26 protein-coding genes and 1 tRNA gene are annotated in these 26,414 nt (G+C 71.6%); 15 read left to right on the top strand and 12 right to left on the bottom strand.

The window, feature by feature from the left end:
* Window positions 1–151: 151 nt before the first annotated feature.
* Window positions 152–1,057, top strand: coding sequence for a hypothetical protein (locus H9Y04_RS22945; protein ID WP_187815868.1), 906 nt, complete (start codon window positions 152–154; stop codon window positions 1,055–1,057).
* A gap of 79 nt (window positions 1,058–1,136) precedes the next feature.
* Here H9Y04_RS22945 and H9Y04_RS22950 read toward each other — a convergent pair whose 3' ends face one another.
* The 4 genes from H9Y04_RS22950 to H9Y04_RS22965 all read right to left on the bottom strand — a co-directional run bounded on the left by H9Y04_RS22950 (window position 1,137) and on the right by H9Y04_RS22965 (window position 3,488).
* Window positions 1,137–1,448 carry a DUF202 domain-containing protein gene (locus tag H9Y04_RS22950; protein ID WP_187815869.1) on the bottom strand — a complete coding sequence of 104 codons (312 nt, stop codon included), beginning with the start codon at window positions 1,446–1,448 and terminating at the stop codon, window positions 1,137–1,139.
* A 37-nt stretch (window positions 1,449–1,485) separates the two neighbouring features.
* On the bottom strand, window positions 1,486–1,881 hold the full coding sequence (locus tag H9Y04_RS22955; protein ID WP_187815870.1) for a YidH family protein: 396 nt from the start codon (window positions 1,879–1,881) through the stop codon (window positions 1,486–1,488).
* 110 nt (window positions 1,882–1,991) lie between these two features.
* Complete coding sequence (locus H9Y04_RS22960; protein WP_187815871.1) at window positions 1,992–2,495, bottom strand: NUDIX hydrolase; 504 nt, start codon at window positions 2,493–2,495, stop codon at window positions 1,992–1,994.
* A 90-nt stretch (window positions 2,496–2,585) separates the two neighbouring features.
* A complete protein-coding gene (locus H9Y04_RS22965; RefSeq protein WP_187815872.1) occupies window positions 2,586–3,488 on the bottom strand; it encodes a DMT family transporter in 903 nt (300 codons plus the stop codon).
* Between the two features lie 203 nt (window positions 3,489–3,691).
* Between H9Y04_RS22965 and H9Y04_RS22970 the strand changes: the two genes are divergently transcribed.
* Window positions 3,692–5,347 (top strand): FAD-binding dehydrogenase, encoded by a 1,656-nt coding sequence (locus H9Y04_RS22970; RefSeq protein WP_187815873.1) that lies wholly within the window; start codon window positions 3,692–3,694, stop codon window positions 5,345–5,347.
* 12 nt (window positions 5,348–5,359) lie between these two features.
* On the opposite strand, the gene H9Y04_RS22975 is transcribed toward H9Y04_RS22970, so the two are convergent.
* A complete protein-coding gene (locus tag H9Y04_RS22975) occupies window positions 5,360–5,818 on the bottom strand; it encodes an ASCH domain-containing protein (protein ID WP_187815874.1) in 459 nt (152 codons plus the stop codon).
* A gap of 205 nt (window positions 5,819–6,023) precedes the next feature.
* On the opposite strand from H9Y04_RS22975, the gene H9Y04_RS22980 reads away from it, so the two are divergent.
* The 3 genes from H9Y04_RS22980 (at window position 6,024) to H9Y04_RS22990 (ending at window position 8,477) form a co-directional block, all read left to right on the top strand.
* Entirely contained in the window at window positions 6,024–6,677 is a 654-nt protein-coding gene (locus H9Y04_RS22980) for a molybdopterin-dependent oxidoreductase (RefSeq protein WP_187816170.1), read from the top strand.
* Window positions 6,619–7,269, top strand: a complete 651-nt coding sequence (locus H9Y04_RS22985; protein ID WP_187815875.1) for a cytochrome b/b6 domain-containing protein — start codon at window positions 6,619–6,621, stop codon at window positions 7,267–7,269. The genes H9Y04_RS22980 and H9Y04_RS22985 overlap by 59 nt, the downstream gene beginning before the upstream one ends.
* 155 nt (window positions 7,270–7,424) lie before the next feature.
* Window positions 7,425–8,477 (top strand): LLM class flavin-dependent oxidoreductase, encoded by a 1,053-nt coding sequence (locus H9Y04_RS22990; protein WP_187815876.1) that lies wholly within the window; start codon window positions 7,425–7,427, stop codon window positions 8,475–8,477.
* Window positions 8,478–8,522: 45 nt separating this feature from the next.
* On the opposite strand, the gene H9Y04_RS22995 is transcribed toward H9Y04_RS22990, so the two are convergent.
* Together H9Y04_RS22995 and H9Y04_RS23000 are read right to left on the bottom strand one after the other, a co-directional pair.
* On the bottom strand, window positions 8,523–8,999 hold the full coding sequence (locus H9Y04_RS22995; RefSeq protein ID WP_187816171.1) for a gluconokinase: 477 nt from the start codon (window positions 8,997–8,999) through the stop codon (window positions 8,523–8,525).
* A 143-nt stretch (window positions 9,000–9,142) separates the two neighbouring features.
* On the bottom strand, window positions 9,143–9,595 hold the full coding sequence (locus H9Y04_RS23000) for a YchJ family protein (RefSeq protein ID WP_187815877.1): 453 nt from the start codon (window positions 9,593–9,595) through the stop codon (window positions 9,143–9,145).
* Between the two features lie 307 nt (window positions 9,596–9,902).
* Between H9Y04_RS23000 and H9Y04_RS23005 the strand changes: the two genes are divergently transcribed.
* The 3 genes from H9Y04_RS23005 to H9Y04_RS23015 all read left to right on the top strand — a co-directional run bounded on the left by H9Y04_RS23005 (window position 9,903) and on the right by H9Y04_RS23015 (window position 14,115).
* Window positions 9,903–12,128: an MMPL family transporter gene (locus tag H9Y04_RS23005; protein ID WP_187815878.1), complete on the top strand. Its 2,226-nt coding sequence runs from the start codon at window positions 9,903–9,905 to the stop codon at window positions 12,126–12,128.
* A 157-nt stretch (window positions 12,129–12,285) separates the two neighbouring features.
* Entirely contained in the window at window positions 12,286–13,077 is a 792-nt protein-coding gene (locus H9Y04_RS23010; RefSeq protein WP_187815879.1) for a VOC family protein, read from the top strand.
* Window positions 13,078–13,326: 249 nt separating this feature from the next.
* Window positions 13,327–14,115, top strand: a complete 789-nt coding sequence (locus H9Y04_RS23015; RefSeq protein ID WP_187815880.1) for a DeoR/GlpR family DNA-binding transcription regulator — start codon at window positions 13,327–13,329, stop codon at window positions 14,113–14,115.
* Between the two features lie 72 nt (window positions 14,116–14,187).
* Here H9Y04_RS23015 and H9Y04_RS23020 read toward each other — a convergent pair whose 3' ends face one another.
* A complete protein-coding gene (locus H9Y04_RS23020; RefSeq protein WP_187815881.1) occupies window positions 14,188–14,541 on the bottom strand; it encodes a peptidoglycan-binding domain-containing protein in 354 nt (117 codons plus the stop codon).
* A gap of 284 nt (window positions 14,542–14,825) precedes the next feature.
* Between H9Y04_RS23020 and H9Y04_RS23025 the strand changes: the two genes are divergently transcribed.
* Window positions 14,826–15,653, top strand: a complete 828-nt coding sequence (locus H9Y04_RS23025; protein WP_187815882.1) for a peptidoglycan-binding protein — start codon at window positions 14,826–14,828, stop codon at window positions 15,651–15,653.
* A complete protein-coding gene (locus tag H9Y04_RS23030; RefSeq protein ID WP_187815883.1) occupies window positions 15,650–16,441 on the top strand; it encodes a helix-turn-helix domain-containing protein in 792 nt (263 codons plus the stop codon). Before H9Y04_RS23025 ends, H9Y04_RS23030 begins: the two co-directional genes overlap by 4 nt.
* A gap of 22 nt (window positions 16,442–16,463) precedes the next feature.
* Here the strand turns inward: H9Y04_RS23030 and H9Y04_RS23035 are convergent, their stop codons facing one another.
* The 3 genes from H9Y04_RS23035 to H9Y04_RS23045 form a co-directional block, all read right to left on the bottom strand.
* Window positions 16,464–17,129 (bottom strand): TetR/AcrR family transcriptional regulator, encoded by a 666-nt coding sequence (locus H9Y04_RS23035; RefSeq protein WP_187815884.1) that lies wholly within the window; start codon window positions 17,127–17,129, stop codon window positions 16,464–16,466.
* A 38-nt stretch (window positions 17,130–17,167) separates the two neighbouring features.
* Window positions 17,168–18,034, bottom strand: a complete 867-nt coding sequence (locus tag H9Y04_RS23040) for a shikimate dehydrogenase (protein WP_187815885.1) — start codon at window positions 18,032–18,034, stop codon at window positions 17,168–17,170.
* Window positions 18,035–18,133: 99 nt separating this feature from the next.
* Window positions 18,134–19,501: an MFS transporter gene (locus tag H9Y04_RS23045; RefSeq protein WP_308801073.1), complete on the bottom strand. Its 1,368-nt coding sequence runs from the start codon at window positions 19,499–19,501 to the stop codon at window positions 18,134–18,136.
* Window positions 19,502–19,635: 134 nt separating this feature from the next.
* Here H9Y04_RS23045 and H9Y04_RS23050 point away from each other — a divergent pair, with 134 nt between their 5' ends.
* The 3 genes from H9Y04_RS23050 to H9Y04_RS23060 all read left to right on the top strand — a co-directional run bounded on the left by H9Y04_RS23050 (window position 19,636) and on the right by H9Y04_RS23060 (window position 24,135).
* Window positions 19,636–21,411 (top strand): bifunctional sugar phosphate isomerase/epimerase/4-hydroxyphenylpyruvate dioxygenase family protein, encoded by a 1,776-nt coding sequence (locus H9Y04_RS23050; RefSeq protein WP_187815886.1) that lies wholly within the window; start codon window positions 19,636–19,638, stop codon window positions 21,409–21,411.
* A gap of 704 nt (window positions 21,412–22,115) precedes the next feature.
* Entirely contained in the window at window positions 22,116–22,346 is a 231-nt protein-coding gene (locus H9Y04_RS23055) for a hypothetical protein (protein WP_187815887.1), read from the top strand.
* Window positions 22,347–22,410: 64 nt separating this feature from the next.
* Window positions 22,411–24,135, top strand: a complete 1,725-nt coding sequence (locus H9Y04_RS23060) for a DUF6049 family protein (protein ID WP_187815888.1) — start codon at window positions 22,411–22,413, stop codon at window positions 24,133–24,135.
* Window positions 24,136–24,274: 139 nt separating this feature from the next.
* Here the strand turns inward: H9Y04_RS23060 and H9Y04_RS23065 are convergent.
* A tRNA-Leu gene (locus H9Y04_RS23065) sits at window positions 24,275–24,359 on the bottom strand.
* A gap of 189 nt (window positions 24,360–24,548) precedes the next feature.
* Here H9Y04_RS23065 and H9Y04_RS23070 point away from each other — a divergent pair.
* Window positions 24,549–25,901 carry a M20/M25/M40 family metallo-hydrolase gene (locus tag H9Y04_RS23070; protein WP_187815889.1) on the top strand — a complete coding sequence of 451 codons (1,353 nt, stop codon included), beginning with the start codon at window positions 24,549–24,551 and terminating at the stop codon, window positions 25,899–25,901.
* Window positions 25,902–26,069: 168 nt separating this feature from the next.
* Window positions 26,070–26,303: a chaplin gene (locus H9Y04_RS23075; RefSeq protein WP_187815890.1), complete on the top strand. Its 234-nt coding sequence runs from the start codon at window positions 26,070–26,072 to the stop codon at window positions 26,301–26,303.
* The last annotated feature ends 111 nt before the right edge of the window (window positions 26,304–26,414 follow it).

Raw genomic sequence — 26,414 nt, forward strand, 5'->3', positions numbered from 1 at the left:
GTCCCCCTGGTGTGGTCGTGGAGCGATCCCAACTGGTCGGTCCGAGCCTGCCAGTCGGGGCGGGCGAGGAGCGGGGGAGACAGTCCGTGCGCGCTGCCGCCCGCCGAAATTCGGATGCTCCGCGGCCGCCGCCGGTGCTGTCCTTTGACGCATGCCGAAACCCGCCGACCACCGCCGCACCGACCCGCCGCCCCGGCCCTACCGCTGGACCCTGTCCGGATACGGGGGCGGCCGCCCCGACCGCATCGGAGAGCTCCCGGAGCCGCCGCCCCACGCCGGTGACGGCTCCGTCGGCGAGGGCTACCTCGACGCGCTGGTCGACTGCACGGCGAAGGTGCTCGCGCGCGCTGCCGGCGGCGATCCGTGCTTCTTCGGGCGGTCGCTCGACGGAATGTACGACCTGCTCAGCGGGGCGCTGGAGCAGAGCGGCTGGGGTGGCCGGATCGACCGGATCCCGCTGTCCGCCGGGAACGACGCGTGCTGGACCCGCGCCGAGCGGATGCGTTTCCGCGAGCATCTCGCCGCCGCCGGTCTTTCCCCGTACGCGCTGGCCAGGCGCAAGCGCTCGATCGCGCTGGTGGACGTGGTGGACTCGGGCAGCACGTTCTCCGTCGTGCACGGGCAGCTCAGGGCCTGGATCGAGGAGAGCCGCGAACCCTGGCCGGTGATCCGCCGGAATCTGCGGTACGTCGGAGTGACTCCGCGCGGCAAGCCGAGCCCGAACCACAGTCGCTGGCACCAGGACCTGGACTGGGTCCGCACGCTGCCGGCGGACCATGTCGTCAGCGTCTCGATGCACGGTTGCGTATGGCGGGAGATGGCCGATCACGAGCCGAAGCTCACCGGCTGGTTTCCGTCCTGGCGTTGGCTCGACGCGGATCAGCTCCCCGGAGTGGTCCGCCACCGCAACGTCGCCCCGGCCCTCACCCGCGCCCGGGCCTTGGTCGACGCCGGCCGCACCCGCGAGGTGCGCGCGGAACTCGTCCGCCTGATGGCCCGCGATCCGGGCTTCGCCCAGCGTGAAGTACGAGCCCTCGCCGGGGCGTTGCGAGGCTGACGCCCCGGGGCACAGTGCGCTCGACGGGGCGGCGTATGCCCATCGCGGGGTACTCGGCCCACCACCGCCACCCGGACCGTCAGCGGACGATCGCCACCGAGAACGCGGTGAGCGCGAGGACACAGCCTGCCGCGCTCCAGGCGGCCCGCACCGACATGACCCTCGGCCGTGCCACGCTCAGGGCCCGGATGCGCCGGTGCGCGAGCGCCACGAAGGCCAGCCACACCAGGAGCGAGGCCGCCACCGCAAGGAGGCCGAGCGGGGACGGTCCGCCTTGCAGGGCCTGCTTGCCCGCGAGCACCGCCGCGACCGTGCAGGAGAGCGTCGTACGCCGCCAGGCGAGCCGCGTGCGCTCGGGCTGCAGCCCGGGATCGCGGACCGGCCCGGTCACCGCCCCGCCCCGTCACACGTCCGCGCCCGGCGCTCCCTCACTGCTCGGCCCAGCCGAAGAGCACCACCACGACCATGATCAGCGCGACCGCACCGACCGCGAGGCTGAGCAGGGCCGGGAAGCGGGTCACGGGCAGATCCTCGCCGCGGCGCATCGCGAGCTCGCAGCGCACCCAGTGGTTCACCGCCCGCAGCGCACACATCGCGCCCACCGCGAGCAGCGCGAGCGACAGGCCGATCCGCCAGGCCCAGCGCAGGTCGGGCAGGAACTGGTCGACCGCGAACCCGCCGCCGACCAGCGCGAGCGCGGTGCGCACCCAGGCGAGGAAGGTCCGCTCGTTGGCGAGCGAGAAGCGGTAGTCGGGGGTCTCGCCCTCGTCCCGTACGCGGGCGGGTGCGAACCAGAGCCGGAGCGACGACAGAAACCCGTTCACGCCCCGCACCCTATCCCCGGGCGATCATCCGTTCCGTGAGCCCCTGCGCGCGGGGCCGCGGGAACCCTGCGCGCAGAGACGGGAGCCCTTACGAGCAGGGACGGGAGCCCTTACGCGCGGAACTCCGCCAGGCGCCGGTACGCCTCGAGCCCGTCCGGCGTCCACTCCCAGTCGTCGATCCGCTGCCCCAGCTCCTCGTCCGTGAGGAACGTGTGCCAGGCCACCTCGGACTCCTGCGGGGATACGGGGAGTTCGCAGCGCACCTCGTACACCGTGGACCACCAGCCCTGGCCATCCGCCTCGTACAGGAACTTGAAGAGCGGCGTGGGTTGGGGGAGGCCCTGGACGCCCAGTTCCTCCTCGGCCTCGCGCAGCGCCGCCTCGTCGTAGGACTCGCCCGCGCCGACGACTCCGCCGACGAACATGTCGTAACGGGAGGGGAAGACCGCCTTGGTCGCCGTCCTGCGGTGGACGAAGATCCGGTCCTCGGCGTCGCGCACCAGGATGAACGCGCAGCGGTGGCGCAGGCCCTCGCGGTAGGCGACCGAGCGCGGTTCCCGGCCGGTGACACAGTCCTGCTCGTCCACGATGTCGATGATCTCTTCGCTGCTCATCCCGTACGCCCTTCGCCGCTTTCGCCGCTCGTACGGGACATCCAACACGAGCGCGTCCGGCCGTCCTTGGCGGCCCCCGCCAGGACCGGCTCAGCCGCCCTTCACGGCCCCCGCGAGTACCGGCTGGGCCGCCGTGGCACCGGTGGGCATCGCGGGATGCCGGCAGAGCAGCACGATCCCCGCCACGATCGCCAGCAGCCCGGCGGCCTGCACCGTCAGCGCGGCCGCGTCCGTGCGCAGCCGGTCGCCGAGGAAGCCCACGCCGCAGACGATCCCCGCGAGCGGCTGCGCGGCGGTGAGCGCGGGCAGCGAGCTGCGCAGCGGCGCCATCTCGAACGCGCTCTGCACCAGGAGCAGCCCGGCGAGGCCGAGGACGAGCACCCCGTACGGCTGCCAGGCGGTGAGCAGTCCGAGCACGCCCCGCTCGCCGACCACGAGCTGGCCGCTGGTGCGGGTGAGCGCGTCCTGCAGCCCGTAGAGGAGACCGCCCGCGGCGCCGAGCAGTGCCGGGCCGACGCCCAGGCGGAAGCGGCGCGCGAACGCGGTCAGGGCCAGCGCCGCGGCGAGCACCGCGCCCACCACCAGCCAGTGCCGCAGCGGCGAGACGCTCGCCCCCGACCCCTCGGGATGCCCCGCGATCAGGAAGGCGCTCACCCCGCCCGCGAGCAGCAGCAGACCGCCCCAGCCCTGCCGGCCCAGCCGCTGGCCGGTGAGCCGGCGCACCAGGGCCATCGCGAACAGCAGATGCGTGGCGAGCAGCGGCTCGACCAGGGACATCTCACCCCAGGACAGCGCGACCGCACCGAGCGCGGTGCCCCCCGACATCAGGGCGATTCCGGCCAGCCAGCGCGGCATCCGGACGAGATCGAGCAGCAGCCTCGGGGAGAGGAAGTCGCCGAGCGGTGCGCTCCTGGCGGCGCTCTGCTGCAGCACGAAGCCGAAACCCAGACAGCAGGCCGCACCCAGCGCGAAGAATAAGACGGGGAGCGTCAAAGGGACCTCAAGAGCGGTCGTACGTGGGGGACTTGGGCGACCATAGCCGGACCCGTCCCTTGATCGCCTCCCCTGCGGCCGCGGTGTGGGCGTTCGCACACCCCTTGCCAAGGGTTCGCACACAGTTGACGGAACCCGCCCTTGTACCGAGGATCTGACCGACCGGTAACCATGGCTGTGGACTGACAGAACGGACGGCGACGATGGCGTACGACGCAGATGTGATCGTGATCGGAGCGGGACTCGCCGGCCTGGTGGCCACCGCGGAGCTCGTCGACGCCGGCCGCAAGGTGATCCTCCTCGACCAGGAGCCCGAGCAGTCGATCGGCGGCCAGGCGCACTGGTCCTTCGGCGGGCTCTTCTTCGTCGACTCGCCCGAGCAGCGCCGTCTGCGCATCAAGGACAGCCATGACCTCGCCCTCCAGGACTGGATGGGCACGGCCGGGTTCGACCGCGAGGAGGACCACTGGCCGCGCAAGTGGGCCGAGGCGTATGTGGACTTCGCCGCGGGCGAGAAGCGCTCCTGGCTGTACGGGCAGGGCGTCCGGTTCTTCCCGGTGGTCGGCTGGGCGGAGCGCGGCGGCTACGACGCCACCGGTCACGGCAACTCCGTGCCACGCTTCCACATCACCTGGGGCACGGGCCCCGGCCTCGTCGCACCCTTCGAGCGGCGCGTACGCGAGGGCGTGGCGCGCGGCCTGGTCGAGCTGAAGTTCCGCCACCGGGTCACCGGTCTGTCCCGCAGCGCCGGTTCGGTCGACACGGTCAGCGGCGAGATCCTCGAGGCCTCCTCGATCGAGCGCGGCCAGGAGTCCAGCCGCAGTGTCACCGGGTCCTTCGAGCTCAAGGCCCAGGCGGTGATCGTCACTTCGGGCGGTATCGGCGGCAACCACGACCTCGTCCGCAAGGCCTGGCCCGCCCGCCTGGGCACCGCTCCCGCCAAGCTGCTCTCCGGTGTGCCCGCGCACGTGGACGGCCTGATGCTGGGCATCGCCGAGGAGGCCGGCGGCCGCCTCATCAACGGTGACCGTATGTGGCACTACACCGAGGGCATCGAGAACTGGAACCCGATCTGGCGCAAGCACGGCATCCGGATCCTGCCGGGCCCGTCCTCGCTCTGGCTCGACGCGCGCGGTAAGCGCCTGCCGGTGCCGCTGTTCCCCGGCTTCGACACCCTCGGCACCCTGGAACACATCATGAAGACCGGGCACGACTACACCTGGTTCGTGCTCAACCAGCGCATCATCGGCAAGGAGTTCACGCTCTCGGGCTCCGAGCAGAACCCCGACCTCACCGGCAAGTCGGTGCGCGGCGTGATCGACCGGGCGCGCGCGGACGTGCCGGGTCCGGTGAAGGCGTTCATGGACCAGGGAGTCGACTTCGTCATCGAGGACGATCTCTCCGCGCTGGTCCGCGGGATGAACGCGCTGACGAAGGACGACCTGATCGACGAGGCGGAGCTGCGCCGCGAGATCACCGCACGCGACCGCGAGATCGTCAACCCGTTCACCAAGGACCTGCAGATCACCGCGATCCGCGGCTCGCGCAAGTTCCTCGGCGACAAGCTGATCCGTACGGTCGCACCGCACCGCATCCTCGACCCGAAGGCAGGACCGCTCGTCGCCGTCCGCCTCAACATCCTGACCCGCAAGTCCCTCGGCGGCCTGGAGACGGACTTGTCCTCGCGGGTCCTGACCGACGGCGGCGAGGTGCTGCCCGGCGTGTACGCGGCGGGCGAGGCGGCGGGCTTCGGCGGCGGCGGCGTGCACGGCTACCGGTCCCTGGAGGGCACCTTCCTCGGCGGCTGCATCTTCTCCGGCCGGGCGGCGGGCCGGGCGGCGGCGAAGGCCGTCGGCTGAATCAACGGCCGGTCAGAGCGACCCGCCCGTCGGCTTCGGCCCGGGCGGGTCGACCCGTTCCACCACCCGGAACCGCTGGGCGACCACCGGTGTGGTGTCGTCCACCGTGAACTCCGGGTCGCCGAGCGCCTCCCGCATCTCGGCGCCGTGCCAGAACCTCTCGTGCGCGGCACGCCATGCGGCGACGGTCCGGTACCCCTCGCCCTCGTCGAACGCGTGCTGCTCGTCCACTTCCGCGAGCGGCAGCACCCGTACATCGGTCAACTCGACGACGGCGACGACGCGTTCGTCCGAGTCGACCACCGCACCGCGCTCGCCGACGGTGGGCAACGGATCGCCCCAGTGCTCGTAGTCGAGGACGAGCCCGGTGGTGGAGGTCTTCTCCCCGGCGAGCACCGCGGTGATCAGCTTGTCGCGCAACGGGCCGGGAAAGGCGAAGTCGAACGTCTTCATGTCCTCGGGATACGGCATGGCCGCAGCGTAGGCCGCGCTGTGCGGCCGGTCACGCGGGTTATGACGAAACGCGGACGGAGAGCCGTGGCCCCTTCACTCCGCCCACGGTGAGTGCTCGAATCGTCCTGTGAACACCCCCTCGCCCCCCGACCCGCACGGAACCGAGCCTCCCGACGAGCCCGACGGCCGCGGCACCCCCGTCGGCCGCCGCCTCGTCCTCGGCATGCTCGGCCTGGGCGCCGCCGGTATCGCCGCCGCGCCCGTACTGCAGCGCGGCGTCGAGGCGGTGGCCGCGAAGGACCCCACGGGTCTGACCGACGTCCTGCCCGCGGGCGGCGGCTTCCGCTACTACTCGGTGGTCGCCTCCGTACCGCGCAAGAACGAGGACACCTACCGCCTCACCGTCGACGGACTCGTCGAGCACGCGGCGACGTACACCCTCGACGAACTCCGCGCACTCCCGCAGACCCGGATCGTCCGCGACGTCCAGTGCGTCACGGGCTGGCGTGTACCCGACACCCCCTTCCAAGGCGTCGTGCTCTCCGAGCTGTTGGACGCCGCGGGGGTGCTGCCCGAGGGGCGCGCCATCCGCTTCGAGTGCTTCGACGGCGCGTACAGCGAAAGCCTCACCCTGCAGCAGGCGCGCCGCAAGGACGTGCTCGTCTGCCACCGCATGCAGGACAAGGACGTCTCCCATGCGCACGGCGGCCCTGTCCGTCTCTATGTGGCGCCCATGTACTTCTACAAGTCGGCCAAGTGGCTCTCCCGGATCACCGTCACCGACAAGGTCATCCCCGGTTACTGGGAGGAGCGAGGCTATGACATCGACGCCTGGGTCGGCCGGTCCAACGGCCGCGACGACACCCCCACCACCTGAACTCCCCGCGCGCGTACGGAGGTTCAGCCGGGGCGAACGCTGGATCCACCGCACCACAGCGGCCCTGATGGCCGTCTGCCTCTTCTCGGCGGCCTGCCTCTACCTGCCGTCCCTGGCCCAACTGGTCGGCCGCCGCTATCTGATGGTGACGGTCCACGAGTGGTCCGGCATCCTGCTGCCCGCCCCGTTCCTCGTCGGCCTTCTCTCGCGCGCCTTCCGCGCCGACCTGCGCCGCCTCAACCGCTTCGGTCCGCACGACCGGGACTGGTGGCGCGCCGCGCTGCGCCGCGAGAAGGGGCCGCGACCGGCGGGGAAGTTCAACGCGGGCCAGAAGTCGTACGCGGCGTGGATCGCCGGCGCGACCCTGGTGATGCTCGGCACGGGCCTGATCATGTGGTTCACGCATCTCACGCCGCTGAGCTGGCGCACCGGCTCGACCTTCGTCCACGATTGGCTCGCCCTCGCGATCTCCGTCGTCCTGGCCGGCCACATCGGCAAGGCCCTCGCGGACCCGGAGTCCCGGCGCGGCCTGCGTACGGGCTCGGTGGACCGCGCCTGGGCGGAACGGGAACATTCCTTGTGGCGGCCCTGAGGCGGAACGCGAACACCCCTTGTGGAGGCCCTGAAACGGTTCGGTGACCGGCCGTGAAGTGCGCGGGTTCCTCCATGACACGCCCATGCACATGCCACAGGGTCGTGGGTCGCGGCGGCGCAGGGGGCGCCGCCCCGCGCGTCGGAGGCACACCTGTGAAGTTCAGCTACGTGATGCTGCCCGACTACCCGCTGGACGAGTCGCTCGCCTCGATCCGTCTCGCGGACGAACTCGGTTTCCATGCCGTCCATGCCGCCGACGAGACCTGGCACAAGGACATGTGGCTGCTCTTCGCCGCGGCCGCCCGCGAGACCCGTGACATCCGCCTCGGCCCGAGCCTGTCCTCGGTGGTGTTACGGGAGCCCACCCTCATCGCGCAGGCGCTCGCCACCCTCGACGAACTCTCCGGCGGACGCGCCGAAGGCGTCCTGTCCTGCGGCAACTTCGGTCTGCTCGCGCAGTACGGCATCGACTGGACACGGCAGAAGCCGCTCTCGCGCACCAAGGAAGCGCTGCACGTCATCCGTACGCTGCTCGACGAGGGGATGATCACGTACGACGGCGAATTCTTCTCGTACGAGGGGCTGTTCACCTTCGCCCGCCCCGTGCAGGAGCGGCTGCCGCTGAAGCTGGGCGCGATGCGCGGCCCGAAGTCCTTCGAGGCGGCGGGGGAGTTGTCGGACGGCTGCCATCACGCGCTGAGCTACACGCGCGAGGCGTACGACTATGCGGTGGAGCATCTGCGGACCGGGGCCGAGCGTGCGGGCAAGGACTGGCGGAGCCTCGACATCGGCGCGTGGGTGGTGTTCGCGACCGGACCGGACTCGGCGAAGGCCAAGGAAGCCGCGCGTTCCATGGTCGGGATCTACGCCTCCTCGATGCCCGAGGAGCAGCTGCGCCGCAACGGCGTGGAACCCGCGGAGCTCAAGCCGGTGATCGATGCGATCGCGGCCGGCGATCTGGCCCGCGGCATCGAGCTGACCTCGCCGGAGATCGCGGAGAAGCTGTCCGTGGCGGGCACGCCCGACGAGTGCCTGGAGAAGATACGGCGCGACATCGAACCGAGCGGTGTGAACCACATGATCTGCGCCGTCACGGACCGCGCGCTCGTCCGCGCCTTCACGGGCCGCGACCTGCCGGGCGCCGCGGACGTGGACACCCAACTGCGGCTGATCCACGAGGAGATCATGCCGGCGTGGGGCCGCTAGCGGACCGCCCCGGCCGCTCAGCGCCTGCGCAGGCGCTCGGCGCACTCAGAGCTTGCGCAGGCGCTCGGCCGCCTCGGAGGCGATCTGCTCGGGCGCGGGCGTCACGTCGACCACCACGCCCGCCTCGTCCGCGCCCAGCTCCTCCAGGGTGTCGAACTGCGAGGCGATGAGCGAGGCCGGCATGAAGTGGCCCTCGCGTGCCGACTGGCGAGCGGTGATCAGTTCGCGCGAGCCCGACAGATGGACGAACACCAGGCCGGGCGCGGCCGCCCGCAGCCGGTCGCGGTACACCCGCTTCAGTGCGGAACAGCTCACGACCCCGCCGAGCCCGGCCCGCGAAGCCGCCCACGCGCCGATCGCGTCGAGCCAGGGCCATCGGTCCTCGTCGGTGAGAGGGGTGCCCGAGCGCATCTTCTCGACGTTCGCGGCCGAGTGGAATTCATCCGCCTCGGCGTACGGCACCGCCAGCTCATCGGCAAGCAGACGTCCGACCGTGGACTTGCCCGTGCCGGACACACCCATGATCACGGCGACCTGATCGGAGCCCACAGCTGCTCACCCTCCTCGGTGTTCGCGCCCGCGTTCGCGCACGTCACGTCCATGATGCCGGACGCCGTACCGGGACCCGCCGCCGCCCGCAGCGGGCGCCGAAGGTCCAGGACCGGTCAGTCGAGGAACTCCCCGTCCACATAGACCCACGCACCGTCCAGGCGCACGAACCGGCTCCGCTCGTGCAGCTCACCGGGCGCATCCGCGTCCGTGTAGCGGGCCAGGAACGTCACGGTGCCCGCGGTGTGGAAGGCCGTGCCCTCGGACGTGGCCTCGATCTCCAGGCCGGTCCACCGCATCCCGGGATCGAACCCCACCGACGGCGGCCGGGTGTCCGGATGCCAGGTCCGCAGCAGATATGCCTCGTCCCGTACGACGAACGCCGCGTACCGGGAACGCATCAGGTCCTCGGGGCTCGCGGCACGCGCCGTACCGGAGTGCAAACGTCCGCAACACATCCCGTAGGGGTTGCCCCGACCGCAAGGGCAGGGGGTCGTGGCGGTGACTTCGGGGGCCGCGCCGCGCCGTGCGGCGGGCGCCTGCGCGCGGCGTGAGGGACGTCGTGACATGGGCGCCATTGTCCCTCGCCCGTGCGGGCCGGGCCTTCCCCGGGCCCCGCTGCCGAGCTCCACGCGCCTCTGCCGGCCACCTCCCGATCCCGGTGTGGCTTACATCTATCGCCCGTTGATCTACACCAGGTGGAGGGAACGGACCCGTTCACTACACCCAGCGCAGTACGTGAGACCAGGCCTAATGGCTGAGTAAAAGCCGGAAACGGCCGGTGACGATGGAGGGGTACACCGGACAGAACTTCCTGCTTCTCCCCGTCTGCCCGGTCTTCGTCCTGCCCGTAACTCGACGGAAGCTTGGTCTCAGGTGGCTACGTTCCTTTATCGACTCGGCCGAGGTGCTTTCCGGCGCCGCGGTCTGGTCGCCCTCATGTGGGTGGCCATACTCGTGGGCATCGGCGGTGCCTCGTCCGTGGCACCCGCCGCGCCCGAAGACTCCTTCTCCATGCCCGGGACCGAGTCCCAGAAGGCGTTCGACCTGCTCGCCGAGCGCTTCCCGGGCGGGAACGCCGACGGCGCCACGGCCCGAGTGGTGATCAAGGCGCCTGAGGGCGCGACGCTCACCTCGGGTGACGGCAAGGCGCACGTCAATGCCCTGCTCACCGACCTCTCCGACAACCCGCAGGTCAAGCAGGTCGCGAACCCCTACGAGGCCAATGCCGTCAGCAAGGACGGCTCGACCGCGTACGCCTCCGTGTCGTACAAGGTCAACGCGCAGGAGCTGACCGACGAGGCGCGTGAGGCCCTCACCAAGACCACGGACAAGGCCCGCAGCGACGGCTACACCATCGAGACCGGTGGTGACGCGGTCCAGGCCGAGCCCGAGATGGGCGGCACCGCCGAGCTCATCGGCATGGGCGTCGCGCTCGTCGTCCTCGTCCTGACCTTCGGCTCGCTGGTCGCCGCCGGTATGCCGCTGCTCTCCGCGATCATCGGTGTCGGCATCGGTGTCTCCGCGATCGCCGCGCTCGGCTCGGCCCTGGGCCTGTCGGCCACCACCGGCACCCTCGCCACGATGATCGGCCTCGCGGTCGCCATCGACTACGCGCTGTTCATCATCGCCCGCTACCGGGCCGAGATCGCCGAGGGCCGCTCCTACGAGGAGGCCGCCGGCCGCGCCGTCGGCACCGCGGGCTCCGCCGTGGTCTTCGCCGGTCTCACCGTGATCGTGGCCCTGTCGGGTCTGGCCGTCGTCAACATCCCGATCCTCACCAAGATGGGTCTGGCCGCAGCCGGCACCGTCGCCGTGGCCGTCCTGATCGCGCTCACCCTGACCCCGGCGCTGCTCGCCTTCGCCGGCAAGCGTGCGCTGAGCCGCAAGGACCGCAAGGCCCTGAAGACCGGCACCGAGCCCAAGGGCGCCGGCAAGACCAAGCTCGGCACCCGCTGGGCCCACTTCGTGCTGCGCCGCCCGGTGACCGTCCTGGTCACCGCGGTGCTCGGCCTCGGCGTCATCGCCCTGCCGGCCACCAGCCTGGAGCTCGGCCTGCCCGACGAGGGCAGCTCGGCGCCCGACACCACGCAGCGCAAGGCCTACGACATGCTGTCGGAGTCCTTCGGCGCAGGCTTCAACGGCCCGCTGACCGGTGTCGTGGATGCCAAGGACGCCGCCGACCCGAAGGCCGCGGCAGACGAGGTCGTCAAGAAGTTCGGTGAGCTGAAGGATGTCGCGGCCGTGTCCCCGGCTGTGTTCAACAAGTCCGGCGACACCGCGATGATCACCGTGGTGCCGAAGACCGGTCCGAGCGACCCGGCCACCGAGACGCTGGTCCACGACCTGCGCGACGCGGCCGGCGACCTCAAGGACGCCACCGGCGCCACCGTCCTCGTCTCCGGCATGACCGCCATGACGATCGACTTCTCGCAGACGCTGAACGACGCCCTGCTGCCCTACCTCGGCATCATCGTCGGCCTGGCCGTCATCCTGCTGATGCTGGTGTTCCGCTCCATCCTCGTCCCGCTGAAGGCGGCCCTCGGCTTCCTGCTCTCCGTGATGGCGGCGCTCGGCGCCCTGGTCGCGGTGTTCCAGTGGGGCTGGCTCGCGGACGTCTTCGGCGTGGACCAGCCGGGTCCGATCATGTCGATGATGCCGATCTTCATGATCGGTGTGGTCTTCGGTCTCGCCATGGACTACGAGGTCTTCCTGGTGACCCGGATGCGCGAGGCGTACGTGCACGGCTCCTCGCCGGCCGAGGCCATCACCAAGGGCTTCACCCTCGGCGGCCGGGTCGTCGCGGCGGCCGCGGTCATCATGATCAGCGTGTTCTCCGGCTTCATCCTGGAGAGCGACGACATGGTCAAGACGATGGGCTTCGGCCTCGCGATCGCGGTCCTCTTCGACGCCTTCGTGGTCCGTATGGCGATCGTGCCCGCGGTCCTCGCGCTGCTCGGCCACAAGGCCTGGTGGCTGCCGAAGTGGCTGAACCGCATCCTGCCCAACGTGGATGTCGAGGGCGAGAAGCTGCACAAGGAGCTCGGCGACACCCCGGTGCCCGCGCAGGAGAAGCGCGAGCCCGAGCCTGCCGGAGTCTGATCCGCAGTTTCCACCGCTGACGCAAAGTGGCCCGGTCCTGAACCTTCAGGACCGGGCCACCGGCGTTTCCGGGCGCTCCCGGGCTTCGCCGCGCCGTCCCCCGTACGGGCGCATACCGTGACAGATACAGCAATCCCTCGAGCAGGAGGCAGCAACCATGCCCGCATACCCGCTGGGCGCGCCGTGCTGGGTCGACGCGATGTTCCCCGACCTCGACGCGGCGAAGTCCTTCTACAGCGAGCTCCTCGGCTGGACCTACGCCGAGGGCTCCGCGGAGTTCGGCGGATACACCCAGGCCTTCGCCGACGGCAAGGCCGTGGCCGCCGTCGTCCCGCAGATGCCGGGCATGGAGGAGCAGCCGCCGGCGTGGAGCCTGTACCTGGCGACGCCCGACATCGAGGCCACCGCCGAGCAGGTCAAGGCCCACGGCGGCACCGTGGCGATGGACCCCATGCAGGTGGGCGAGTTCGGTTCGATGCTCGTCGCGCAGGACCCGGGCGGCGTCTTCTTCAGCGCCTGGCAGCCCGGTGCGCACCAGGGCTTCGAGAAGGTCAACGAACCCGGAGCGTTCTGCTGGGCCGAGGTCACCACGCGCGCCCCCGACGCGGCGGACGCGTTCTTCCCCGCCGTCTTCGGCTACAACGCGCAGAAGATCCCGGACCCCGCCATCGACTTCATGGTGTGGGACCTGGGTGAGGAGCCGGTGCTCGGCCGCTTCAAGATGACCGACGAGTTCCCGCCCGAGATCCCCTCGCACATCAACATCTACTTCGTGGTCCCCGACTGCGACGCGGCCGTCGACACGGTCAGGCGCCTCGGCGGCCAGGTCCACCTCGGTCCGATGGGCAGCCCCTTCGGCCGCTTCGCGACCGTGGCGGATCCGCAGGGTGCGTCCTTCTCCGTGATCGACGTGACGACCATGGAAGGCGAAATGCCCGAGATGGGTTGACAGTTCGGTCATCCGGCGGGGTGCGGGCCACGGAGGTTCGCACCCCGCCGCGCTGTGCGGGCGCACGGAGGTTCGCACCCCGCCGCGCTTGCGGGCCACAGCCGTCGCGCCGTGCCGCCCCCGAAAACCCCGCGCCCCGGCTCGAATTCCCGTGCACCCGGCGTCGATCATCCCGGCCCGATGCATCATGCTTGCCGAAGCCGCCCGCCGATCAAGGCGCCGCGGACCGAACGGCAAGGGGGATCACGGGTGAACCGTTACGAGCGCCACGGCGAACTGCTCCGCCTGCTCGCCGAGCAGCGCCAGCTCGACGTCGAGTCCGCGGCCACGGGCCTCGAGGTCTCCGCCGCCACGATCCGCCGCGACCTCGACCAGCTCTCCGAACAGGGTCTGCTGATCCGCACCCGCGGCGGCGCCATGCCCAACGACGTCACGTACGACCTTCCGCTGCGCTACCGCTATGCCCGCGACTCCGTGGAGAAGGAACGCATCGGCCGGGCGGCCGCCGCACTCGCCGAGCGCGGCATGGTCGTGGGCATCAACGGCGGCACGACCACCACCGAAGTCGCCCGCGCCCTGGCCGCCCGCCCCGACCTCCTGGAGCGCGAACCCTCCGACGGCCCGGCGCTCACTCTGGTCACCAACGCGCTCAACATCGGCCACGAGCTTGCGGTGCGCACCCACATCAAGGTCGTCACCACGGGTGGTGTCGCCATGGCGCAGTCGTACGAACTCGTCGGCCCGCTGGCCGGGTTGATCCTCAAGGAGATACGTCTCGACATCGCCTTCATCGGCGTCGACGCCCTCGACCCCGACCGCGGCGCCAGCGCCCGCAGCGAACACGAGGCCAGCATCAACGCCCTGCTCGCCGAGCAGGCCGACCGCCTGGTGGTCGTCGCCGACTCCACCAAACTCGGCATCCAGGCCTTCGCGCGGATCTGCCCGCCCCAGGCGATCGACACCGTGGTCACGGACGACCGCGCGCCGGACAAGGCCAAGGTGTTCGAGGAGCGCGGGATGACGGTGATCCAGGCGTAGCGCCGTATCGGGCGTGCGTACGGGCCCGTCCTCTCCCCCGGGGAAGACGGGCCCGTACGGTCCTCGCACCGCTCAGTACGTGGTGGGCAGGTGCTTGTAGCAGTACTTGTCGCCGCCGACGGACTTGAGCAGGGCGTTGCCGGTCTTCTTGCCGACGATGCCGTCGTACGGCTTGACCTTGTGGTCCTCCTGGAAGGCCTTCACCCACGCCTTCGTGTAGCTGCCGTACTTGGAGTCCTCGTCGAGGACATGGCCGTAAGTGCGGTTGATGATCCGCTGCACGCACCACACACCGCTGCCCGACGAGCCGTGGTCGAGCGTGGGTGCGCCCGGGCGGGCCTCGGCGGCGGTCGTGGTCATCAGACCGAGTGTGCCTGCGGTGACGGCGGAGGCCGCGAGACCGGCCTTCAGACGGAGACTGCGCATGGGGTTCCTCCCCGTGTCGGCGGGGCGGCCCGGTGCCGCCCTGCTGGTGATCCGACCGTGCCCGGACCGCGCCGCCGCGGGCCACAGCTTGCCGTGCTTGCGCCGTCCCACGTCGCTGACCTGCTGGGACGTCTCGTCCCCTGACGAAGCTGCGGGAGGCTGGGACGCACCCGCCGCAGTGTCCTGATCCGGTCACGACACCCATCGCCCCGGAACCCGCCGCCGAGGACGCCGCATCTCTTCTTCGGTAGGACCTTGGGTCGGTACGTCGACGGGGGTGCACCATGACCCGCTGGAAGCCGCTGCCCGGCACGATGCCGGAGCGCGAACGCCAACTCGCCGTCCAGTTGAGGAGGCTGAAGGACCGCGGCGGTCTGAGCTTCACCGCACTGGCCGCGAAGACCTCGTACAGCTCCTCCTCCTGGGAGCGCTATCTCAACGGCAAGAAGCCCGTGCCCCGCGAGGCCGTCGAAGAGCTCGCGCGGGTGTGCGGGACGGACGCGACGCGGCTGCTGGTGCTGCACGAGACGGCGCGCGCGACGGCCCCGGAGGCTTCGGACGCCCCGGATGCGCCTGCCACTCCGGCCGGCGGTGCACCGTATCCACGGCCCTTGCCGGTCAAGGGAGTTCCGGCCGCACGGGCGGCCACGATGCTGCTGCCCCGCCCGAAGGTGCACCGCGCGCAACCGGCCGATGAGCCCGCGCCGCCCCGCACGGGGTCCTGCCGCCACCTCCTCCTCACTGCAGCCCTGGTCGCCGCCGCCTTCGGCGCCGGACTCCTCGCCGGCGCCCACCTGTTCGGCGCAGAGGAGCCGTGGGCCGCGGCCGAATACCAGGTCGGCCGGAGGTACTCCTGCGAGCAGATCCGCCACGAAGGCCGCTGGTACGCGGGACACAGCACCACCCGCGAGGCGCTGCTCGACCTCGACAGCAGCGGCTGGGAGGTGGTCGAGGCCCAGTGCCTGCTCACCCGGCACGGTTATACGGCGGGAGAAGCCGACGGTCTGTACGGCGGCGGCACCCAGCGCGCCGTACGCGCCTTCCAGAAGGACCGGGGCCTGGTCGCGGACGGCATCGTCGGCCCCGACACCTGGGGGGAGCTGCGCCGATGAGCCCGACCGGCGACGCCCGCCCCCCTCGTACGGCGACCCGCGCCCCCGCCCCCGAGCTCCGTCAACTGGCCGACCGGCTCGCCCGGTTGCGTACCGCATCGGGCCTCTCCCTCGAAGCCCTCGCCGCCCGCACCCACCGCGGCACCACTTCCTGGGCCCGCTATCTGCGGGGCACCGCCCTGCCGCCGCGCGGCGCGGTCGAGGAACTGTGCCGTCTCGCCGGCGCACCGGCCCACGAGGTGCTTGCGCTCTGGGAGCTGGCGGAGGCGGAGTGGAGCGGACGGGCGCGCTCCACTTCGGCGGACCCCACCGAGCCGGTGGGCCACCGACCGCCGCGCACAGGGCGCCTGTTGGCAGCCCTCGCCCTCACCGCAGCCGCCATCGCCACCACCCTGACCCTGACCTTGACCGGCGACCACACCCGCCCCACCCCTCCGCCCTCGGCCACGCCCGGCTGCAAGGGCCGCACCTGCGAAGGCGAGGACCCCGCTCGCATGGGATGCGGCGGGGCCGACATGGTGACCACTCTCGCCACCCACACCGAAGGCGGTCGCCGCGTGGAGCTCCGCTACGGCGAACCGTGCGCCGCGGTCTGGGCCCGCGCGGCCCGGCTGCGCAACGGTGACCGTATGGAACTGACGCTGCCCGGGGCGCCGCCGAAGCACGTCGTCGCGAAGGGGGCCGACACCTACCTGGCAACCTCCATGACCGCGGTCGGCGCCGACCCGGCCCGGGCCCGGGTGTGCCTGACCCCGTCCGGCGGCGAACGCCACTGCTTCACGCCCTGACCCGACGTACGGGGCGGGGAGCCTAGGCGCCCGGCGAGCCCGCCGTCAGATACCCGATGACCATGTCGCCCAGCATCGTCCGGTAGTGCTCCCGCCGTCCCGCCTGCGTGAGGTCGCGCCCGAACAGGGCCTTGAACGTATGGCGGTTGGCGACGCGGAAGAAGCAGAACGAGCTGATCATCGCGTGCACGTCGATCGCGTCCACATCGTCACGGAAGACGCCCTCGGCGCGCCCGGCCGCCAAGATGCGGCCGATGACCTCGATCGCGGGGGAGTTGAGCGAGCGCAGATGCTCGGAGCCCGCGACATGTTCGGCGCCGTGGATGTTCTCGATGCTCACGAGCCGGATGAAATCGGGGTGGGCCTCATGGTGGTCGAAGGTCAGCTCGGCGAGCCGGCGGATCGCCGCCACCGGGTCCAGGTGCTCGACGTCGAGCTTCTGCTCCTGGGTGCGGATCACCGTATAGGCGCGTTCGAGGACGGCCGTGAACAGCTGTTCCTTGCTGCCGAAGTAGTAGTAGATCATCCGCTTCGTGGTCCGCATACGGGCGGCGATCTCGTCCACACGGGCCCCGGTGTACCCGGCGCGGGCGAACTCGTCCGTGGCCACGTCGAGGATCTCCGCACGGGTGCGCGCCGCGTCCCGGGTACGCCGCGCGGAGGACTCGGTCGGCTGCGCGGCGGCCATGCGGCTCCTCGGGTACGGACGATACGGCGCCGCCCAGTCTAACTGCGGGGTTGCAGAGGGCCCGGGGCGTGGGTGAGTGCGGCGAAGTCCGTGAGCATCGCGTCCGTGTCGGGGGTCAGGCCCGTGAACAGGCGGAAGGCGTCGGCGGCTTGGAAGACCGCCATGCCGCCCCCGTCCAGTGTCCGGCAGCCCGCCGCACGCGCGGCGGCGAGCAGCGCGGTCTGCAGAGGCCGGTACACCACCTCGGCCACCCACAGACCGGGGTGCAACAGAGCTGCGGGCAGGGGGAGTCCTGGGTGGGCGGCCATGCCGACCGGAGTGGCGTTCACCAGGCCGTCGGCCGTGCCGAGCGCCTCCGTCGTACCGGCCACGGCGCGCTCGGGGCCGAACCGTACGGTCAGATCCTCTACCAGCCGCGCCGCGCGCTCCCGGTCCGTGTCCACCAGCGTGAGCCGGTCCGCGCCGAGCGTGAGGAGCGCATGGGCGACGGCAGCCCCCGCACCGCCGGCGCCCAGCTGCACGACCCGGCCGAGCGCCACGTCCGCGAGCCCGCGCGCGAACGACGTGGCGAACCCTGTGACGTCGGTGTTGTGCCCGATGGCGCGCCCGTCGCGGAACACGACGGTGTTGACCGCGCCGAGCTGAGCGGCTTCGGGTGCCAGCTCGTCGAGATGCTCGATGACCAGCTGCTTACAGGGGTGCGTGATGTTCAGGCCGTCGAAGCCGACGGTCCGCGCCGCCCTCACCAACTCGCCCACGAAGGAGGGCGACCGGCCCATGCGGTCGAGGTCGAGCACGCGGTAGAGCAGCCGCACACCGTGCCGGCCGGCCTCGCGCTCATGCAGCTGCGGACTGAGGGACGGGCCGATGCCGGAGCCGATGAGACCGGTGAGGTACGAGGTCACGATGTCCTTCTTCCTTGTGTACGGGGCGACTTGGCTGCCTCGTACGGGTGGTGCGTACGACAGCGGGCGGCCCCCGGCCGTGGGGGCCGCCCGCCGGAATCAGAGCGTGGCGCCGACGCGTTCCCGCGCCGCGTCCTTCGCCGGCCGCAGGCCGAGCTCGGCCGTCGGCACCTTGTGCGTCTCGCGCCCGGTGGCCACCGCCACCGCGCAGATCACACAGAACGCGGCCGTGAACACGGCGACCGGGAACCAGTCGTCACCGGCAGGACCGTCGATCTCCGCCGCGAAGGTCACGGCGAATCCGGCGATCGCGAACCCGATCTGCGTACCGATCGCCATCCCGGAGAGCCGTACCCGCGCGGGGAACATCTCGCCGTAGAACGAGGGCCAGATGCCGTTCGCCATGCTGTAGACCACGCCGAAGAACGCGAGGCCGACGAAGAACACCAGCGGATAGCTGCCCGTGGAGATCGCCCACAGATAGACGAAGATCATCACGCCGCAGCCGAGCGCACCGCCGACGAAGACCGGCTTGCGTCCGATCCGGTCCGACAGGTGGGCCCACAGCGGAATGGCGAGCAGGGCGACACCGTTGGCGGCGCCGTTCACCCACAGCATGCCCGTCCTGCTCAGACCGACCGCGTCGCTCGTCGCGTACGTCAGGGCCCAGACGGAGAAGATCGTGCTGACCGTGGCGATCAGCGCGGCCGCGATCACCCTGAGCACGCTCGCCCAGTGGTCGCGCAGGAGCTCGGCCAGCGGCAGTTTCGCCACCGCGTCCTCGGCCGCGGCCTGTTCGAAGACCGGGGTCTCCTCCAGCTTGCGCCGGATCACATAGCCCGCGACCGCGACGACCACGCTGAGCAGGAATGGGATCCGCCAGCCCCAGGTGTACAGCTGGTCCTCGGGCAGCGAGGCGATCGGGATGAACACCAGAGTGGCCAGGATCTGCCCGGCCTGGGTGCCGTTGAGCGTGAAGCTGGTGAAGTAGCCGCGCCGGTGGTCCGGTGCGTGCTCGAGCGTCATCGAGTTGGCGCTGGCCTGCTCACCGGCCGCGGACAGTCCTTGCAGGACGCGCATCGCGACCAGCAACACCGGGGCCGGCGTGCCGACTTGGCCGTACGTGGGCAGACAGCCGATCAGGAACGTGGACAGGCCCATGAGCATCAGCGTCCACACCATGATCCGGCGCCGGCCGAGCCGGTCGCCGAAGTGGCCGAGGAACAGGGCGCCGATGGGGCGGGCCGCGTAGGCGACACCGAAGGTGGCGAGCGAGATGAGTGTGGCGGTGGCCGGGTCGTCGGGGTCGAAGAAGACCTTGGGGAAGACGAGGGCGGCGGCGCTGCCGTAGATGAAGAAGTCGTAGTACTCCAGCGCGCTGCCTATCCAGGCGGCGAACGCGGCCTTGCGTGGCTTTCCCTGCACCGTGGGGGTCGGTGGCAGGTCGGCCGGCGGGTGAGCGGTCACGGGGACTCCTCAGGGAGGCGCAGGGGGGTTCTGCTGGGGCCGGCGGCTCGTTAACGTACTAGATAGTTAATTGGCCTTGCGCGGATGCTCCCGAGCGTCCGCACGGCTGTCAAGGGATTGCGAGGAACCCGTTGATGCGTACCTCCATAGCCACCGTCTCCCTGAGCGGAGGCCTCACCGAGAAACTCACGGCCGCCGCCCGGGCCGGTTTCGACGGTGTGGAGATCTTCGAGAACGATCTGGTCGCGGCGCCGCAGAGTCCCGAGGAGATCCGTGCCCGCACCGCCGATCTCGGGCTCACCATCGACCTCTACCAGCCCTTGCGGGACATCGAAGGCGTCCCGGACGAGCGGCGGTTCGCGCGCAATCTGCGCCGCGCCGAGCACAAGTTCCGGCTGATGCGGCGCCTGGGCGCCGACACGGTGCTCGTCTGTTCCAGCGTCGCGCCGGACACCGCCGTCGACGACGCCCTGGCCGCGGCCCAACTGCACCGGCTGGCCCAACTGGCCGAGGAACACGGCATACGCATCGCCTACGAAGCCCTCGCCTGGGGTCGCCATGTCGACACGTACGACCATGCCTGGCGCATCGTCGAGGCGGCCGGCCACCCCGCCCTGGGCGTCTGCCTCGACAGCTTCCACATCCTCGCCCGCGGCAGCGACCCCAAGGGCATCGAGGAGATCCCCGGCGAGAAGATCTTCTTCCTGCAGCTGGCGGACGCACCCCAGCTCGCGATGGACGTCCTGCAGTGGAGCCGCCACTACCGCTGCTTCCCCGGCCAGGGCGCCTTCGACATCCCGGGCCTCCTCGGGCATGTGCTGCGCGCCGGATACACCGGTCCGCTCTCCCTGGAAGTCTTCAACGACGTCTTCCGGCAGGCCGACGCCGGGCCCACCGCCGTCGACGCCCGCCGCTCCCTGCTCGCACTCCAGGAGCGGACCGGCCTCGCGTCCGCGCTCAAGCCTCCGGTACGGCCCACCGGCATCGCCTTCGCCGAACTCGTCGCCTCCGACCCCGAACCGGCCACCGCCGCCCTGCGCGCCCTCGGCTTCACACGCACGGCACGCCACCGCACCAAGCCCGTCGACCTGTGGGAGCAGGGCGAGGCCCGCGTCCTCGTCAACAGCGGAGCCGCCGCCCACCGCACCGGGACCCACCTGGCCGCGATCGGCCTGGAGACCCCCGATCCCGCGGCGGCCGCGGAGCGCGCCGAAGCGCTCCTCGCGCCCCTGATCCCCAGGCGGCGCGCCCCCGAGGACGCGCCCCTCGACGCGATCGCGGCACCCGACGGCACCGAACTCTTCCTCTGCGCCGCCCAAGGCCCCTCCTGGCGCGGCGACTTCGCCCGCGACACGGCACCGCCCCGCGACGGCGCGCTCCGCGGCATCGACCACATCGCGCTCACCCAGCCCTGGCACCAGTTCGACGAGGCGTCCCTGTTCCACTGCACGGTCCTCGGCCTCGACCCCGAGGACAGCGTGGACGTCGCCGACCCGTACGGCCTGCTCCGCAGCCGCGCCTTCGGCACCCCCGACGGCGCCGTACGGATCGCCGTGGCCGTCGGCCCCGCGCCCACCGACGAGACCGGCCGGCCCCAGCACCTGGCCCTGGCCACCGACGACCTGGTCACCGCGGTCCGCCACTTCCGCTCGGCCGGCGGCCGCACCCTGCCGGTCCCGGAGAACTACTACGACGACCTGGCGGCCCGATTCCCGCTCGGCGAGGCCGAGTTGGCCACGTACAAGGAACTGGACATCCTCTACGACGAGGACCCGGGCGGCGCCTTCCGGCACTGCTACACGGAGACGTCCGGCCGCGTCTTCTTCGAACTGGTCCAGCGCGACCCCGGCTACCGGGGATACGGAGCGGCCAACGCGCCGGTACGGCTGGCGGCACAGCGCCGGGCCTGAACGCGTGCGGCCGGGGGCCGTGTGTACGCGCCGTGCGCTCGGCGCGATGCGCGCGGGCCGTCGAGGGAGCGGTACTCGGGGTGTCGTGCGCTCGGCCGATGCGCATGGCTCGCCGACAGGCCCGGCGCACGGGTTCCCTCCGGAACGGCGGGCGCCGATTGCCCGTCGGCACCCAGTCGGCGGAACACCGGTCGTCGGCGGGTGGGGGAGCGCTGGGTGGCGGGGGTGCGGGGCCGCGTGGCCGACAGACCCTGGGAAAGCCGACCACCTGCCTTGTGTACGCGGTGGAGGCGGCGGTCACCGGCCCTGCGGGTGATGCGGCATGGCGGTCACCGGCCCCGCGGGTGGTACGGCATGGGCGGTCACCGGCCCCGCAGGTGGTGCGGCATGGCGTCACCGGCCCTGCGGTTGGGTGCTGCACGGCGGTCACCGGCCCCGCGGGTGGTGCTGCACGGCGGTCACCGGCCCCGCAGGTGGTGCGGCATGGCGTCACCGGCCCTGCGGACCCGAGGCCTGCCGGTCGCCGGCCTCGTGGGCACCGCCGGCCGTACCGCCGCGTCGACCCCCTCTCCCGCCCTGCGCTGCGGGCGACGCGGCACCACGCGCTCCCAGCCCTTTCCCCCATGGCCCGAGTTGCCCCGCACCTGGTCGCGATGTGCGCTGGACGCAAGCGACCATGCGAGCAGCAGGAAGGGAGCGCCGCCATGGCAGCACCCGCGACACCCGGCTCCCCGACCGGCGGCAGCAGCGCCGCCCGGCGCTCCCCGTCGCCCCCGGCGAGCAGCCCGAAGTGCGAGGGCCGCAGGGTGTACGGGCTGCCGCCGGCGTTCACCGCGCCGGCGAGCCAGGCCGGGCACACCGAACGCCCGCACCACGCCCACCACTTGCACCTGCCGCACCGCAGCGGGCGCGGGCACAGTGGCCCGTTCGGGTAGCGGGGAGCCGAGCCCGCCGATGAAAGTGACGCCGAGCCCGACGACGGATACGCCGAGCCCGCCGATGACAGTGACGCGGCACCGCGGCAGCCCCGCACGCCCGCGGCGGCGCCTCGCGCTCGCCCTGACCGCACTCCTCCTGCCGGCGCTGCTCGGCCCCCTGGGCGGCGCGCGCGCCGCCGCCGCGGACGCCACCGCCACCAAGACGGCCGTGCTCTGGCCGCTGACCGCCACGCCGAGCATGACCGCGGCCGCGCTCGGCTCGGGCGCCGCAGCCGAGGCGGTCTTCGACGGCGACGCTCTGGCGGCGGAGTTCGCGGACGGCGGCCGGCTGCGGGAGGTCGTCGAGGCGGGCAAGGGCCGCGAGGTCACCTGGGTCGTCGACCCGGACCTGATCGTGGCGGCCCGTGCGATGGCCGGCGGCTACCGCCTCATGGGCAGCACCGTCAGCCCCCGGGACAGCACGAAGGGCACGGGCTCGGACGCGGCGTCCGACTGGCTTGCCGCGCTCAAGGACGCCGTGCGGGACCAGGACGTGATCGTCCTGCCGTACGCGGACGCCGACCTCGCCTCGCTGGCACACCACCCCGGCAAGGACACGGACAGCATCACGACCGTCGTACGCGGCCTCGCCGCCGACGGCCGGCAGGCGGTCGGCGAAGCCCTGGGCACGGAGGCCGCCGCCGGGCTCGGCTGGCCGGCGGACGGCGTCCTGGACGAAGCGGTCACCGCACTGGCCGGACAGCTCGGGCTCGGCCTGGTGCTCGCCTCGGGACAGGGCCTGGACGGCACACCGAGCGGACCCGTGCGCCTGCCCGGCGGCAAGGTCACCGCCCTGCCGTACGACGCGGAGCTCACCTCGGCCCTCGCCGGGGCCGAGCCGCCCTCGCGGGACCGGCTCGAAGCGCTGCTCGAGGCGGGCGGCCACCCCGTCGTCGTCCCGCCGCGCGATCTGTCGGGCGCGGCGGCGGGGGCGCTCGCGGCAGCGCTCGACGCGGAGGTACGGGCGGACCGGCTGGACGCGGCAGGGCTCGACGAGGTGTCGGGCGATCCGGCACCCGCGCAGTTCACCGGCGCGTATCCGGCGGCACTGCGGAAGAGCGAGCTGACGGGGGCCCAACTGGCCGCCACAGCGGACGACTTGACCGGCCTCGCCACGCTCACCAGGGTGCTCGCGAACCCCGAGGCCACCACGACCTCGGTGCACGCCGCCATGGCCCGCGCCGTCTCCACGGCCTGGCGCTCCCCGGGCCGGACGGGCGAGACCGGGGACACCGGCCGGACCGGTGAAGCCGACCCGGACAGCCAGGAGCCGGACCGGTCGGCCCAGGAAGCGTTCGCAAGGACCACCACGGACTTCCTCGCCACCGGCGTGACCTCGGTGCATCTCCTGCCGAAGACCGGTGTCAAACTCACCTCGGGCTCGGCTTCCCTGCCCGTGACCGTCGAGAACGGACTCCAACAGGAGATCGCAGGACTCGAACTGCGCACCACTTCCGACGACACGGCCCGCATCACCGTGCGCGACCCGGTGGTGGCGGTCAGGGTGCCGGGTGGCGCCGCCGGCACCGTGCGCGTCGGCGTGAACGCCCGCGCGAGCGGCCCGGCCCGGCTCACGGCCAAGCTGTACACGACGGCCGACGGCAAGCCCTGGGGGGAACCGATCGCGTTCGAGGCCGAGGTCACGCCCGTACCCACCACGGCGATCGTGGCCGTGGTGGCAGGAGCGGTCCTGATCGCGGCGGCGATGCTGCTGCGGATGCGGCGGGCCCGCCGCCGCAGGACCTGACCCCGGCCGGCGAGTCCGCTTCCCGGCCGCCGAGTCCGCTTCCCGGCCGCCGAGTCCGCTTCCCGGACGGCGAACGGGACGACGAACCGGACAACGAAAGATCCCCACGGTCACTGAGTGACCGTGGGGATCTTGTCTGTGTCCGAGGGGGGACTTGAACCCCCACGCCCGATAAAGGGCACTAGCACCTCAAGCTAGCGCGTCTGCCATTCCGCCACCCGGACCGGTGACCCGCGGTTTCCCGCGGCGACGTGGAAAACCATAGCAAACATTCGGGGGTCCTCGATCACACCCCCGACCAGGCCTCGCCGGACGTGAACGGTGCATGTCGCAGCGGGCCCGCCCTTGGGTCCTGGCCGGTCACGCGGGAGGATGGTGGGGACCAGCGGCAGCAACTGCGAGAGGAACGCGGCGTGAGCGAAGCGGGCAGGAACGGGCAGCACAGCGTTCGGCACGGCCAGGAATACGTCGCCGGTGAGGACGAGGTCGTCGACCTCTGCCGCGACCTGATCCGGATCGACACCAGCAACTACGGGGACCACTCCGGTCCCGGCGAGCGCAAGGCCGCCGAGTACGTCGCCGAGAAGCTCGCCGAGGTCGGGCTCGAGCCGCAGATCTTCGAGTCCCACCCGGGCCGCGCATCCACCGTCGCGCGGATCGAGGGCGAGGACCCCTCGCGCCCGGCGCTCCTGATCCACGGGCACACCGACGTCGTACCGGCCAACGCACAGGACTGGACCCACCACCCCTTCTCCGGCGAGGTCGCCGACGGCTGTGTGTGGGGCCGTGGCGCCGTCGACATGAAGGACATGGACGCGATGACCCTCGCGGTCGTCCGCGACCGTATGCGCAGCGGCCGCAAGCCCCCGCGCGACATCGTGCTCGCGTTCCTCGCGGACGAGGAGGCCGGCGGCACGTACGGCGCACGGCACCTGGTCGACAAGCACCCGGACCTCTTCGAGGGCGTCACGGAGGCGATCGGCGAGGTCGGCGGGTTCTCCTTCACCGTCAACGAGAAGCTGCGCCTGTATCTCGTCGAGACCGCCCAGAAGGGCATGCACTGGATGCGGCTCACCGTGGACGGGACCGCCGGTCACGGCTCGATGACCAACAAGGACAACGCGATCACGGAGCTCTGCGAGGCCGTCGGGCGCCTGGGCCGCCATGAGTGGCCGGTGCGCGTGACCAAGACCGTACGGTCCTTCCTCGACGAGCTGTCCGACGCGCTCGGCACCGAGCTCGACCCCGAGGACATGGACGCCACCCTCGCCAAGCTCGGCGGCATCGCCAAGATGGTCGGCGCCACGCTGCGCAACTCCGCCGCCCCGACCATGCTCGGCGCCGGCTACAAGGTGAACGTGATCCCCGGCCAGGCCACCGCCCATGTCGACGGACGCTTCCTGCCGGGATACGAGGAGGAGTTCCTCGCCGACCTCGACCGCATCCTCGGCCCGCGCGTGAAGCGCGAGGACGTGCACGGCGACAAGGCCCTGGAGACGGACTTCGACGGCAAGCTCGTGGACGCCATGCAGGTGGCGCTCAAGGCCGAGGATCCGATCGCGCGGGCCGTGCCGTACATGCTCTCCGGCGGCACCGACGCCAAGTCCTTCGACGATCTCGGCATCCGCTGCTTCGGCTTCGCGCCGCTGCAGCTGCCGCCCGAGCTGGACTTCGCGGGCATGTTCCACGGCGTGGACGAGCGCGTACCGACCGAGGGGCTCAAGTTCGGGGTGCGGGTGCTCGACCGGTTCATCGACGCTTCCTGAGACCGCCGTCGACGGTCCCGCGGAGGCCGCTGATCGCAAGATTCGGCCGTACGTGCGCAGTTGACTGAAAAGAGTGAAAGCGACCATAGGCTCGTAGCCCGAATACTCCCTCCTCGTTACACGTGATGCAGTCCGCGGCTGGGACTGCATTGCCAACTAGGAGGAATAATGATCAAGAAGGTCGTCGCTGCTGCGGCTGCCACGGGTGGCCTCGTTCTCGCTGGTGCGGGTATCGCTGCTGCCGACTCCGGTGCTCAGGGCGCTGCCGTGAAGTCTCCCGGTGTGCTCTCGGGCAACGTGATTCAGGCCCCGATCCACATCCCGGTGAACGCGTGTGGCAACACCGTTTCCGTGATCGGGCTCCTGAACCCCGCCTTCGGCAACACCTGCACCAACGTCTGAGACGTAGTGCCTCACCCCAAGAGGGTCTGAGTCCGACGGCCCCGGAGTGCGTGCCATGCGCTCCGGGGCTGCCTGGCATCTAGGCGCATCCGCAAGGGAGCGGTTGCGTAC

This window comes from Streptomyces polyasparticus, assembly GCF_014493765.1.
GTDB classification, from domain to species: domain Bacteria; phylum Actinomycetota; class Actinomycetes; order Streptomycetales; family Streptomycetaceae; genus Streptomyces; species Streptomyces polyasparticus.